The sequence below is a fragment of the Rhodococcus sp. T2V genome (assembly GCF_029269925.1).
GTDB classification, from domain to species: Bacteria; Actinomycetota; Actinomycetes; order Mycobacteriales; family Mycobacteriaceae; genus Rhodococcus_F; species Rhodococcus_F koreensis.
Window position 1 is genome coordinate 12,932 of sequence record NZ_JARJBD010000025.1, and the last position, 12,679, is coordinate 25,610.

Genomic DNA, 12,679 nt, shown 5'->3' on the forward strand with positions numbered 1-12,679 from the left:
GTGCGCCGCCGTGTGCTCGCCGTCCTGCTGGTGTTCGCGGCCGTCGCGGTGGTGGCCTTCGCGGTCCCGCTGGCGCTGGCCACCAGTGCCGGGCGGACCCAGACACTGCGGCTGAGCCGGGAGGCGGACGCGACGCATTTCGCGAGCCTCGCCGGGCAGACCCAGGCCCCCGGAAGTACCACGCTGCTGCGCGAGGAGGTGGCCCGCTACCACGAGTTGTACGGCGAGGGCGTCCTCATCGTCGACGCCAGGGGCAACGTCCGCGCCGGGGCGGGACTGTCGCCGGACGACTCCGACGTCACCGCGGCGATCACGGCGGGACTGCGCAACCAGAAGCAGGGGATCGGCGGTTCGCTGACCCCGTGGTCGGCGGACCGCGTGCTGTCGGCCGTGCCCGTCGGCACCGGGGCGCAGGTCGACGGCGCCGTCGTCCTGGACGTGTCCACCCGCGCCGCACGAGAATCCATCCGGACGTCGTGGCTGGTGATCGTCGCGGGGGCGTTCGGCGCGCTGGCAGCGGTCACGGCCGTCGCGATCGCGCTGTCCCGGTGGACCGTTCGCCCGCTCGGGGCGCTCACCGCCAGGGTCGGCGCACTCACCGAGGCGGTCCCGTCCCCGCGCCCGCGGTCGGGTCGCACCTCCGGGCCGACGTCCGGCCGGTACAGCGGACCGCCGGAGGTGCAGGAACTCGCGAAGGCGTTCGACACCATGTCGGGCGCCGTCCAGGCGTCGGGTCAGGCGCAGCGTCAGCTGATCGCCGACACCGCCCATCAACTTCGGAACCCCCTCGCGGCCCTGCACATCCGGCTGGACTCCCTCGGCCCGCACGTCGCCGAGGCCGGCGCCGAAACCTACCGCCGGACGGGGATGGAGGTCGATCGGCTCGGCGGAATCCTCGACGGACTGCTCGCGCTCGCCGTCGCCGAATCACCCGCCGACGCCGGCGAGGACGAGTCCGCGCGCGGCGGGTGCGACGTCGGTGCCGTCCTCGCGGACCGTGCCGACGCCTGGACGGAGGCTCTCGGGGAATCGGGGATGGCCCTCGTGTTCCGGCCGCCGGCCGAACCGCTGGTCGCGGACTTCCGGGACAGTCACCTGTCCCAGGTCCTGGACGTCCTGCTCAGCAACGCGCACGCGTACGCCGGCTGCGGGGCGACGGTCCGGATCGACACGGGACGGTCCGCCGCCGGAATCGAGATCCGGGTCAGCGACGACGGGGTCGGGGTGAGCGACGACGAGATCGGCAAACTGTCTTCCCGGTTCTTCCGCGGGTCCGGGGCGGCGCAGCAGGGCACCGGGCTCGGGTTGTCCATCGCGACCGCACTGGTCGAGGGTGGCGGTGGGGCGCTGACGATCGGTGCGGAGCGGCCACACGGGCTCCGGGTGAGCCTGACACTCCCGGCGGTGGCGCCGTGATCACGCGACGAACACTGCTGCGCGGCGTCCTCGCGGCGGGTGCCACCGCGGCCACGGGTGCGGTTCTCGCCGCGTGCTCGGACAGCGGCACCGATCCGCTGCGACTCGCCGCGGGTGAGGAGGGCGGATTCTTCTGGGAGTTCGCCCAGTTGACGGCCGCGGCCGCAGAACGTGCCGCACTGCCGGTGCGGATCGTCCCGGTCCGGACCGCGGGGTCGATGGAGAATCTGGCGGCGCTCGCGTCCGGGGACGCGGAACTGGCACTGAGCCTCGCCGACGCCGCCGTGTCGGCCATGGAGGCCGGCGCCGCATTCACCGCCCTCGGCAAGGTGTACGAGAACTACATGCAGCTCGCGGTGCGCGCCGATTCCGCGATCACGGGCACCGCGCAGCTGCGGGGTGCCCGAATCAGTCTGGGCGCCACAGGCTCCGGAGCGGAACTGACGGGTGAACGCATCCTCGACGTCCTGGGCCTGGCGGGCCCGGAAGACGTGACGCGACTGCACCTGTCGATGACCGATGCGGGGCAGGCCCTGCGGAACGGCACCGTCGACGCGGTGCTGTGGGCGGGCGGAGTGCCGACTCCGTCGTTCGCGGATCTCGGGATCCCGCTGCGACTGCTCGACCTGTCCGCCGAACTGGAACTACTGCGGGAGCGGTTCGGCCCACGCTACGAGCCGGTGCTGATTCCACCCGGCACGTACGGACAGCAGACGTCGGTCGCGACGATCGGTCTCGCGAACCTGCTGCTCGCCGATCCGGCCGTGTCCGACGGCGCCGCGGGCGCGATCGTCGAGGCGCTCATCGACCACGCGGCGGAACTGGTGCCGGATCAGGCGACCGGCAGCCAGTTCCTGGACCGGCAGTCGTTGATCGTCACCGCCGGCGTGCCGCTGCACCCCGGAGCGGCCGCGGCGTACCGCAGGCACCACGGGTGACCGGTCTCTACTGCACCCGGGCGACGACGAAGATGCGCCGGAACGGGAAGAACGTGCTCCCGTCCGGTCGCCGGGGATACGCCTCGTCGAGGAGCGGGACGAGTTCCTCGCGGAAGCGGTCCCAGTCCGGCGCCGAGAGGGCATCCTTGACCGGTCGGAGCGCCGTTCCGGTGATCCACTCCAGCACCGGGTTCTCCCCGGTCAACTGCTGGACGTACGTGGTCTCCCAGGCGTCGACGGCGCATCCGGCGTCCGCGAGCAGGCCCGCGTACCCGACGGGATCGTCGACGACGTTGTCCGCCCGGAACGGCACGTCCGTCAACCACCGGGACCACCGCTCGGTCCCGGCGAGGTCCCGGACGATCGCGTGCGAGGGCGCGTCGAAGTTGCCGGGGACCTGCACCGCGATCCACGCCCCCGACGGCAGCTGTGCCGGCCAGCGGCGCAGCAACTCCCGGTGTTCGGGCACCCACTGCAGGGCGGCGTTGGAGACGACGACGTCGGTGTCGGGCTGCGGCGTCCAGTCGCGGACGTCCAGCCGGGCGGCGTCGAGGCCGCGGTCACGCGCGGCCCGGACCATCTCGGGTGAGCTGTCGGACGCCTCCAGGACGGCGTCCGGCCACCGCTGGGCGAGGCTGACGGTCAGGTTTCCCGGGCCGCAGCCGAGGTCGACCACGCGGCGGGGTGACCGCGCGTCGACACGCGACAGCAACTCGTAGAACGGGCGCCCCCGATGGTCCGCGAAGGCGAGGTACTTGTCCGGATCCCAGATGTCGTCCACGCCTTCAAACAGTACGCCCATACTGTTGGTGTGTGGGGTCAGAGGCCGAGATCCTTCGCGATGATCGTCTTCATGACCTCGCTCGTCCCGCCGTAGATGCGGGACACGCGGGTGTCCGCGTACAGGCGCGCGATGGGGTATTCGAGGACGTAGCCGTAACCGCCGTGCAGTTGCAGGCACTTGTCGATGACCCGGCCCGCGGCCTCGGTGCAGAACAGCTTCGCCTTCGCGGCGTCCGCGACCGTGAGTTCGCCCGCGTCGTGCAGTTCGAGTGCGCGGTCGGCCATCAACTGGATCGCCTCGACCTCGGTGGCGCACTCGGCGAGCACGAACTTGGTGTTCTGGAACGCCGCGACGGGCTTGCCGAACACCTTGCGTTCCTTGACGTACGCGATCGCGTGCTGCAACGCCGCGGCCGCGGTCGCCGAACCGCCGAGCGCGATGGACAGACGTTCCTGCGCGAGGTTGTGGGTGAGGTAGCTGAAACCGGCCCCCTCCTCGCCGAGGCGGTCCGCCACCGGCACCTGCACGTCGGTGAAGGACAGTTCGGCGGTGTCCGACGCCTTCAGGCCGATCTTCTCGATCTTGCGGCCCACCGCGAAACCCTCGGCGGTCGTGTCGACGACGAGGATGGTCAGACCGGCCCGGCGGTCCTCGGGGGTGCTGGGCGCGGTGCGGCACACCACGAGGATCCGGTCGGCGAGCGCGCCACCGGTGATGAACGTCTTCGCGCCGTTGAGGACGTAGTGCGACCCGTCCTCCGACAGCTTCGCCGACGTCGCGATGTTCGCGAGGTCGGAACCGGTGCCCGGCTCGGTCATCGCGATCGCGAACATGATGTCGCCGGACGCGAATCCGGGGAGCCACCGCTGCTTCTGCTCGTCGCTGGCGTACTCGAGCAGGTACGGCAGGATCAGGTTGGTGTGCACGGAATAGCTGCCGAACGTGACGCCGGCGGCCGCCGTCTCCTCGCCGACCACCGCGGCGAACTTGAAACTCTTCTCACCGCCGCCGCCGAACTCCTCCGGCACCTGGATCCCGAGCACGCCGAGCTCGCCGAGACGGCGGTAGAAGTCGCGCGGCGGATGCCCTTCACCCTCCCAGTCGTGGTGGACGGGCGCGACTTTCTTGGCGATGAAGTCGCGGATCGTCTTCCGGAACGCGTCGTGATCTTCGTTGAACACCGTACGCTGCACGGGTTTTCTCCTTCGGATTACAGTGCGTAACTGCGCAGTACGCCCTTGCTGATGATCATTTTCTGAATCTCGCTGGTGCCCTCGCCGATGAGGAGGAACGGTGCCTCGCGCATCAGGCGCTCGATCTCGTACTCCTTCGAGTAGCCGTAGCCGCCGTGGATGCGGAAGCTGGCCTGGGTCACTTCGGAGCAGTACTCGCTGGTGAGGTACTTGGCCATGCCCGCGGCGACGTCGTTGCGTTCCCCGGAGTCCTTCAGGCGGGCCGCGTTGACCATCATCAGATGCGCGGCTTCCACTTTCGTCGCCATCTCGGCGAGGCTGAAGGCGACCGCCTGATGCTCCGCGATCGGCTTGCCGAACGTGCTGCGTTGCTGTGCGTATCGGGCGGCGAGCTCGAACGCCCGGATCGCGACCCCGCACGCGCGGGCGGAGACGTTGACCCGGCCGACCTCGACGCCGTCCATCATCTGCGAGAACCCTCGGCCCGGGGTTCCGCCGAGGACGTCGCCGGCGGCCGCGCGATAGTTGTCGAACAGCAACTCGGTGGTGTCGATGCCCTTGTAGCCCATCTTGTCGATCTTCCCCGGGACGGTGAGTCCGGGGAGGACCTCACCGAAACCGGCGGGCTTCTCGATCAGGAAGGTGGTCAGGTTGGCGTGCGGTGTGGCGGCGCCCTCCTCGGTGCGCACCAGCGCGGCGACGAGCGTCGAGCTGCCACCGTTGGTGAGCCACATCTTCTGGCCGTTGATCACGTAGTCGCCGTCGGCGTTGCGCTTGGCCTTGGTGCGGATCGCGGCGACGTCGGAACCCAGCTCGGGCTCGGACATCGAGAACGCGCCGCGCACCTCACCGGTCGCCATCCGCGGCAGGTAGTGGTTCTTCTGGGCGTCGGTGCCGTGCTGACGGATCATGTACGCGACGATGAAGTGGGTGTTGATCACACCCGACACGCTCATCCAGCCGCGGGCGAGTTCCTCGACGCACAACGCGTACGTGAGCAGGGATTCGCCCAGCCCGCCGTACTCCTCGGGGATCATCAGCCCGAACAGGCCCATGTCGCGCATCTTGTCGACGATGGCCTGGGGGTAGGTGTCGGAGTGTTCGAGTTCCTGTGCGGCCGGGATGATGTCGCGATCGACGAAAGTGCGTACGGTGTCGACGATCTCGGTCTGGAATTCGGTCAGATCGAGAGTGTGGGCGAGGCGGCTCATGAAATTCAGAATGCCCGATCCGCGGGGGCACGGCTAGGGGCGTTCGGGCTATCTGTCGGATAGCGCAGTCCAATGCACCCGCACCTCGGCGACTCATAGGCAGACGTAGCCGGTGCCTTCGCCGAGTACGTATTGATCGCCGGCTTCCCGGTCCGTTCAATGAATCGAGACACTGTGACCCACGCCACGACATACCCCGAAGGGATCACCACGTGACCCACTCCTCTGCCACCCTCGGCCGGGCCCTCGCCATCGGTTCCGAGTCCCGCAGCCGCGCTTGGGGCCTGACCGCGCTCCTCGTGCTGCTCTACGTCGTCAACTACGCCGACAAGGCCGTCCTCGGCATCATCGCCCAGCCCCTCGCCCACGAACTGGGGCTGAGCGCCTCTCAGATCGGGCTGGTGGGAAGCCTCTTCTTCCTGACCTTCACCGTCGGCGGCTTCTTCGCCGGCGCGCTGAACCGCTGGATGTCGCTGCGATGGGCGCTGCTGCTGCTCGCGATCGCCTGGTCCGTCGCAATTCTTCCGCTCGTGGTCGTCGCGAGTTTCGGAGTGCTGCTGGTCAGTCGCCTGCTGCTCGGGCTCGCGGAAGGTCCGAGCTCCGCGCTGCTCCACACCGCGGCGTACTCCTGGCACGCACCCGCCAAGCGCGGGCTTCCGAGCGCCCTGCTCGCCGGCGCCGCGTCGATCGCGAAGATCGCCGTCGCGCCTGCTCTCGCGTTCGTGACCGTCACATTCGGGTGGCGCTACGCGCTGGTCGCGCTGGCCGCCATCGGAGTTCTGTGGTGCGTCGTCTGGCTCACCGTCTGGAGCGAAGGCCCGTACATCCGCAGCGGCAAGGGCGCCGATTCCGCGGCCGCCGGTGACGCGGGCGAACCGGCGGTGCCGTGGGTCCGCATCTTCCGGACCCGCACGTTCATCAGCGGCGCGCTTCTCGTCATGAGCGTGTACGCACTGGTCGCCGTGGTTCTGACGTGGCTGCCGTCGTACTTCGAGGTGGGCCTCGGGTACAGCCGCCTGCAGGCCGGCTCCATGTTCGCGTTCCCGAGCATCGCCGGGCTGATCCTCATGCTGTTGTCGTCCGTGGTCGGCGACCGCCTGCTCGCGCGCGGCTCGACGTCCCGCGTGGTCCGCGTCGTCGTCCCCGCCGTCGGGGTGCTGATCTGCGGTGCGATCCTGCTTGCCCTCCCGTCGATCACCGCGCCCGCGGTGGCAGTCCTCGTCGTCTCCGTCGGCTACGGCTTCGCGGCGTCGGTGTTCCCGCTGCTCAACGCGGCGATCTCGGAGATCTGCCCGCCCCGCCAGACCGCGGGCACCCTGGGCGTCTTCCTCGCCGTCATGGCGATCGGCGGTCTCGTCGCCCCCTACGCGACGGGTCTGATCGTCGACGCGGCCGCCTCGCCCGCCGAGGGGTACGCCACCGCGTTCCAGGCCCTCGGACTCATCGCCGCCGTGTGCGCCGTCGGGGCGCTGCTCTTCGCGAACCCCGAGCGCGACAAGAAGCTGGTCCGGGGCGACGCTGCGGACATAGGCACGAACTAACGCTGCGATCGGCCGAAAGTCGTTGTGCCGACGACTTCGCCCGTGATTGATTCGAGTCACCCCCTCAGATCGAAGGAACACACCATGCGCGATGCAGTGATCGTCGACGCCGTCCGCACGCCCATCGGGCGGCGTGGCGGTTCCCTGTCCGGAATCCACCCCGCAAACCTGTCGGCGCACGTCCTCGAGGCCCTCGCGGCGCGCACCGGCCTCTCCCCGGATCAGGTCGGCGACGTCGTCTGGGGCTGCGTCAGTCAGGTGGGGGAGCAGGCGGGCAACGTCGCCCGCACTGCCGTGCTCGCCGCCGGCTGGCCCGAATCGGTGCCGGGCACCACCCTCACCCGGGCGTGTGGATCGAGCCAGCAGGCCGTGAGCTTCGCCGCCGCCACCGTCATCGCAGGCCACGAGGACATCGTCGTCGCCGGTGGTGTGGAGTCGATGAGCCGGGTTCCCATGGGCAGCGCCAGCACGAACGGTGAGCACTTCCCGGCGGCCGTCCTCGACCGGTACGGCGTCGGCGGGTTCAGCCAGGGCACCGGCGCCGAGATGATGGCCGAGAAGTGGGGGCTGTCCCGTCAGGCGCTCGACGAGTACGCACTGCGATCGCACGCACTCGCGGCCGACGCCGCGGACCGGGGCGCATTCGACGGGCAGCTCGCACCGCTCTCCGACGTCCTCGCAGGCGACGAGGGGATCCGCCGCGGCGGCACCCTCGAATCGCTCGGCAAGCTGAAGACCGTCTTCAAGGAGGACGGCGTGATCCACGCCGGCAACTCCTCGCAGATCTCCGACGGCGCCGGTGCGCTGCTCGTCACGACGAGCGAGAAGGCCGCCCAACTGGGCCTGACCCCGATGGCCCGCATCCACACGTGCGCCGTCGCGGGCGACGACCCGGTGATCATGCTGACCGGACCCATCGCCGCGACGGAGAAGGCACTGTCCCGCTCGGGACTGAAGATCGACGACATCGGCGCATTCGAGGTGAACGAGGCGTTCGCTCCCGTCCCGATGGCGTGGCAGGCGGAGACCGGCGCCGCCACCGACCGGCTGAACCCGCTCGGCGGCGCCATCGCCGTCGGGCACCCGCTCGGCGGTTCCGGGGCGATCCTCATGACCAGGCTCGTCCACCACATGCGGGACAACGACATTCGGTACGGACTGCAGACGATGTGTGAGGCGGGTGGCCTCGCCAACGCCACCATTCTCGAACTTCTCTGATCCGACAACATCTTTCGAAGGGAACACACGCACGATGGAACTCAAGGGAATTTCGACCGCGGTCACCGGCGGCGCGTCCGGTCTCGGCCTCGCGACGGCCCGCCGGCTCGTCGACGCGGGCGCCCAGGTCACGCTCATCGACCTGCCGAACTCCGACGGTGAGGCGGCCGCGAAGGAATTGGGCAGCGCCGCCCAGTTCGCCCCCGCCGACGTGACCGATTCCGAGCAGTTCGCGGCCGCACTCGACGTCGCCGACGACCGCGGCGGACTGCGCGGCCTCGTGCACTGCGCCGGCGCCGGACGCCGGATGCGCATCCTCGACTCCGAGGGCAAGGCAGGCTCCGTCGAGGACTTCGAGTTCGTGATCCGGCTCAACCTCGTCGGCTCGTTCAACGCCCTGCGGCTCGGGGCGGAGCGGATGGCGCGGCAGGAGGAGATCGACGGCGAGCGCGGCGCGGTCGTGCTGACGGCGTCCGTCGCCGCGTTCGAGGGCCAGATCGGCCAGATCAACTACACCGCATCGAAGGCGGGCATCGTGGGCATGACGGTCACCGCGGCCCGGGACCTCGCCAGCCGTAACATCCGGGTGTGCACCATCGCCCCGGGGATCATGGACACCCCGCTCCTCGCCCGGCTGCGCGAGGACGTGCGCGCGTCGCTGGAGAAGTCGGTGCCGAACCCGTCGCGTCTGGGCAAGCCGAGCGAGTTCGGGCAGCTCGCCTGCCAGATCCTCGAGAACGGTTACCTCAACGGCGAGACCATCCGCCTGGACGGCGCCATCCGCATGGCACCTCGCTGACGAACTAAGGACCCAACGTGAATTCTGCTGCACCGGTACTGCATTACCCCGAACTGACGTTGGCGGCGTTCCCGCCCGGCATGGCGAACCTGTACGGCGACAAGGCCGCAGTGGTCGACGGCGACACGGTGTGCACCTACCGCGAACTCGACCAGCGGTCGGGAGCGTTCGCCGCCGCGCTGCGGGACGCGGGAGTGACCGAACGCGACGTGGTGCTCCTGCACCTCGGCAACTGCGTCGAATTCGTGGTGGCCTACTACGGCGCGCTGCGGGCCGGCGCGACCGTCACCCTGGTCAACCCGCTGCAGCCGGGCCCCGGCCTGCGCTCGCAGATCATCGACACGGGGGCGGTCGCCGCCGTCACCCAGCCCGGGCAACTGGACACCCTCACCGAGGCGGCGAGCGGCACCACCGTCCGCACCATCGTGGTGGCCGGACTTCCCGCGGGCGTCGGGCGCGGCCAGTTCGGGTTCGACGAGTTCGTCCGTGGATATGCCGCCGCACCGTTCGCCCCGAAGGTGTCCGGTGACGACGTCGCCCACCTCGCGTACACCGGCGGCACCACGGGCTTGTCCAAGGGGGTGCGGGTGCTGCACCGCAACGTCCTCGCCAACGTCACCCAGATGATCGCCTGGCGCGCGGGCCACGAGGTGCGCGCCACCGACGACGGCGGAATCGAACTGCGTCCCATCGAGAGTCTCGGGGACCGCGGGGTGGTGCCCGGCGCCGGCGCGACCGTCGTCGTGTCGCCGCTGTTCCACGCGCACGCGCTGATCAACATGTCGTTCCTGCTGCTGTGCGGGGCGACGCAGGTGTTCGCCGGACGCTTCGAGCCCGGGCGGATGCTGGAGTTGATCGAGACGCACCGTGCCACGTATATCACCGGGAGTCCGGCGATGTGGCACGCGGTCGCCACGCATCCCGACGCCGCGACCCGGGACACCGATTCGGTGCGGGTCGTGTCGTCGGGTGCCGCGCCGATCGACCACGTGACGCTCGAGGCCCTGGGCCGGGCGTTCCCGTCGGCGAGCGTGGTCGAGGGGTACGGGCTGACGGAGGGAACCTGCCTGGTCGCCTCCGCACCGCTGACCGGCTCCGTCGCCTACAAATTCGGCAGCGTGGGGTTGCCGGTATTCGACACCGAGGTGCAGATCCGCGCCCAGGACGACTCCGGCGCCGCACTGGAGTCCGGCACCCGCGGCAAGTTGTGGGTCCGCGGACCGCAGGTCACGGACGGCTACCTGAACCATCCGGAGATCACGGCGCAACAGTTCGTCGACGGCTGGCTCGACACCGGCGACATCGCCTACCTCGACGAGGACGGGTACCTGTTCATCTGCGACCGCACCAAGGACATGCTGATCTACAAGGGCTACAACGTGTATCCGCGTGAGCTCGAGGAGATTCTCGTCTCGCACCCGGACGTGTCCTCCGCCGCCGTCGTCGGCAGGGAGGCCGGCAGCGTCGGCCAGGAGCCGGTGGCGTTCGTGGTGCCGATGCCCGGTGTGACGATCGACGGGGACGCGGTGTCCGCGTTCGTCGCCGAGCGGGTGCTGCCGTACAAGAAGGTACGCGACGTCGTGGTGGTCGAGCAGTTGCCGACCTCGGCGGCCGGGAAGATCCTCAAGACGAAGCTGCGCGAGCAACTCGCGACGGCGACGACGTAGCTCCCGCTGGGTGGACGCAACCCTGTGACGCGCTCCCTTCGTCCCCTACCGTCCTGGTAGCGGGAAGGAGGGAGCGCTGATGGTTGCGGCCGAGCCGATCGTGTACGTCGTCGACGAGATGGTGGTGATTCCCGGTCGGGCGCGCGCGTTTCTCGCCGCTTACCTGGAACGCTATGCGCCCGGCGCGATTGCGCGTGGCCTGACATTGGACCGCGTGCTCGTCTCCCCGCCGGTGTGGCTCGAGGACCAGTCCAACACTGTCAGTGTCAGCTGGACGCTGCGGGGTGCTCGCGCCTGGTGGCGACAGAGCCTGCTCGCGCGCCACGACGCGGAGGTGCTCCGCTGGTGGGAGGACGCCGACGAGCTTCTCACCACCCGGCGACGCACGGTGTCCTGCGCGCCTGCGGACGTGGAGGTCGCGACCGATGTTTAAGGTGACCACGCTCATTCACCTCGCCGCGGACTCGGACGGCAGCGCCGCTGCGTCGGTGGCAGGCAGGCTGCAGGACGTCGCGGCTCTCCGGGCCCGGCATGTTCTCGTGGCACCGACCCTGCCCGGCGGCATCAACGGGGGAGACGTGATCGCGCACTTCCACTTCGACGACGAATCCGACTGGCGCGCCGTCGAACCCGACATCACCGCACAGCTGTCCGTCCCCGAGATCGGGCACGTCGACCGCGTCGGCTACACGGGCGTGCCCACTCCCGCCCCACGCGCTGTCGAGCCGGCCGTGTACCGGACGCTCCTCGTCTCCGTCGAAAATTCGGCCGACCCGGCCGTGGTGCAGCAGTTCGAATCCGAGACGCGGGCGATGCCGGACTACATTCGCACCATTGGGACGTCGCAGCTGAGCCGGGTGCACGAGTCGGCCGGTTCCGCGCGGTGGACCCACGTCTGGGAGCAGGAGTACGCCGACCTCGACGGACTGTCCGGGCCGTACATGACGCACCCCTACCACTGGGCTCACATCGATCGGTGGTTCGATCCCGAACGCGGGCCGCGGATCGTCACCCGGCTCTGCCACAGCTTCTGCGCGATCGACGGTGCGATCATCTAGCGGTTCCTACGACGGCTGCGGCACCTGCCATTCCCCGCTGAATGCGGGGGGACGCTTTTCCACGAAGGCGCGCAATGCGGCCGGTGCGTCGGTCGCGAAGTTGACCGCCTGCGAACGGGCCTCGTTCGCGAGTGCGTCCCGCAGCGACGACGTGGTGCCGTCCTCGATCAGTCGCGCCGACTGCATGACGGCCACGGTCGGCGACGCCGCGAGGCCGGCGGCGAACCGGGCGACCATGCCATCCAGTTCTTCCGGTTCGACGAGTTCGCTGACCAGTCCCAGCGCGTCCGCCTGCTCGGCGTCGATCATCTCGGCGAGCATGACCAGGCGTTTCGCGCGGTGCAGTCCCACGATGCGCGGCAGGAGCCAGGAGCCGCCGAAATCGACGGACAGGCCGCGTTTGGCGAAGATCTGGCTGAACTGTGCGTCGCGCGAGGCGATGATCAGATCGCACAGCAGCGCCAGGTTCCAGCCGGCTCCGACGGCGTAGCCGCGCACCTTCGCGATCAGCGGTTTGGGGAATTCCGCGACCGCGAGCGCCGTCGCGTTGATCTGCCGCATCCGGGTCAGCGGGTGCATCGGGGCGCGCTTGTCGAGGTCTGCGCCGGTGCAGAAGTCACTGCCCGCACCGGTGAGGACCACGACGCGGGTGGCGTCGTCGAGGGCGAGTTCGGCGAGCGCCTCGCGCAAGGCGATCCACGAGTCGAGGGTCATCGCATTACGCCGCGTGGGCCGGTTCAGCGTGATCGTCGCGACCGCGCCGTCCCGGCCGACCAGGACGTCGGATTCGGCGGATGCGGGTCCTGCTGTGGAGGAGAGGGATTCGATGCTCATGCGCGGCTCCAGACGTGGGC

At 69.8% G+C, this 12,679-nt stretch carries 12 protein-coding genes; 8 read left to right on the top strand and 4 right to left on the bottom strand.

Annotation, left to right across the window (positions count from 1 at the left end; translation table 11 throughout):
* Window positions 1-1,416 (top strand): HAMP domain-containing sensor histidine kinase, encoded by a 1,416-nt coding sequence (locus tag P3H15_RS21455; protein WP_276139110.1) that lies wholly within the window; start codon window positions 1-3, stop codon window positions 1,414-1,416.
* Entirely contained in the window at window positions 1,413-2,354 is a 942-nt protein-coding gene (locus tag P3H15_RS21460) for a TAXI family TRAP transporter solute-binding subunit (RefSeq protein ID WP_276139111.1), read from the top strand. The genes P3H15_RS21455 and P3H15_RS21460 overlap by 4 nt, the downstream gene beginning before the upstream one ends.
* 7 nt (window positions 2,355-2,361) lie before the next feature.
* On the opposite strand, the gene P3H15_RS21465 is transcribed toward P3H15_RS21460, so the two are convergent.
* From P3H15_RS21465 to P3H15_RS21475, 3 genes are read right to left on the bottom strand one after another with little or no spacing between them, the layout of a single operon-like run.
* Window positions 2,362-3,126, bottom strand: a complete 765-nt coding sequence (locus P3H15_RS21465) for a trans-aconitate 2-methyltransferase (protein ID WP_206015985.1) — start codon at window positions 3,124-3,126, stop codon at window positions 2,362-2,364.
* Between the two features lie 47 nt (window positions 3,127-3,173).
* Entirely contained in the window at window positions 3,174-4,331 is a 1,158-nt protein-coding gene (locus P3H15_RS21470; RefSeq protein WP_276139112.1) for an acyl-CoA dehydrogenase family protein, read from the bottom strand.
* Between the two features lie 17 nt (window positions 4,332-4,348).
* Window positions 4,349-5,542, bottom strand: a complete 1,194-nt coding sequence (locus P3H15_RS21475; protein ID WP_276139113.1) for an acyl-CoA dehydrogenase family protein — start codon at window positions 5,540-5,542, stop codon at window positions 4,349-4,351.
* Between the two features lie 212 nt (window positions 5,543-5,754).
* Here P3H15_RS21475 and P3H15_RS21480 point away from each other — a divergent pair, with 212 nt between their 5' ends.
* The 6 genes from P3H15_RS21480 (at window position 5,755) to P3H15_RS21505 (ending at window position 11,825) form a co-directional block, all read left to right on the top strand.
* The gene (locus tag P3H15_RS21480; protein WP_276139114.1) at window positions 5,755-7,083 is read left to right on the top strand and encodes an MFS transporter; all 1,329 of its coding nucleotides are present in this window, start codon (window positions 5,755-5,757) and stop codon (window positions 7,081-7,083) included.
* An 84-nt stretch (window positions 7,084-7,167) separates the two neighbouring features.
* Window positions 7,168-8,301 carry a thiolase family protein gene (locus P3H15_RS21485; protein WP_276139115.1) on the top strand — a complete coding sequence of 378 codons (1,134 nt, stop codon included), beginning with the start codon at window positions 7,168-7,170 and terminating at the stop codon, window positions 8,299-8,301.
* 34 nt (window positions 8,302-8,335) lie between these two features.
* Entirely contained in the window at window positions 8,336-9,100 is a 765-nt protein-coding gene (locus tag P3H15_RS21490) for an SDR family NAD(P)-dependent oxidoreductase (protein ID WP_276139116.1), read from the top strand.
* A gap of 17 nt (window positions 9,101-9,117) precedes the next feature.
* A complete protein-coding gene (locus tag P3H15_RS21495; RefSeq protein WP_276139117.1) occupies window positions 9,118-10,767 on the top strand; it encodes a class I adenylate-forming enzyme family protein in 1,650 nt (549 codons plus the stop codon).
* A gap of 79 nt (window positions 10,768-10,846) precedes the next feature.
* Window positions 10,847-11,200, top strand: coding sequence for a hypothetical protein (locus P3H15_RS21500; RefSeq protein ID WP_276139118.1), 354 nt, complete (start codon window positions 10,847-10,849; stop codon window positions 11,198-11,200).
* Window positions 11,193-11,825: a Dabb family protein gene (locus P3H15_RS21505; protein WP_276139119.1), complete on the top strand. Its 633-nt coding sequence runs from the start codon at window positions 11,193-11,195 to the stop codon at window positions 11,823-11,825. Before P3H15_RS21500 ends, P3H15_RS21505 begins: the two co-directional genes overlap by 8 nt.
* Window positions 11,826-11,831: 6 nt before the next feature.
* Here the strand turns inward: P3H15_RS21505 and P3H15_RS21510 are convergent, their stop codons facing one another.
* Window positions 11,832-12,659, bottom strand: a complete 828-nt coding sequence (locus P3H15_RS21510; protein ID WP_276139120.1) for an enoyl-CoA hydratase/isomerase family protein — start codon at window positions 12,657-12,659, stop codon at window positions 11,832-11,834.
* Window positions 12,660-12,679 lie beyond the last annotated feature (20 nt).

Coding starts and splice junctions, on each gene's coding strand:
- P3H15_RS21475 (WP_276139113.1), bottom strand. CDS start 5,542: ATGAGCCGCCTCGCCCACACTCTCGATCTGACCGAATTCCAGACCGAG.
- P3H15_RS21485 (WP_276139115.1), top strand. CDS start 7,168: ATGCGCGATGCAGTGATCGTCGACGCCGTCCGCACGCCCATCGGGCGG.
- P3H15_RS21490 (WP_276139116.1), top strand. CDS start 8,336: ATGGAACTCAAGGGAATTTCGACCGCGGTCACCGGCGGCGCGTCCGGT.
- P3H15_RS21500 (WP_276139118.1), top strand. CDS start 10,847: ATGGTTGCGGCCGAGCCGATCGTGTACGTCGTCGACGAGATGGTGGTG.
- P3H15_RS21505 (WP_276139119.1), top strand. CDS start 11,193: ATGTTTAAGGTGACCACGCTCATTCACCTCGCCGCGGACTCGGACGGC.
- P3H15_RS21510 (WP_276139120.1), bottom strand. CDS start 12,659: ATGAGCATCGAATCCCTCTCCTCCACAGCAGGACCCGCATCCGCCGAA.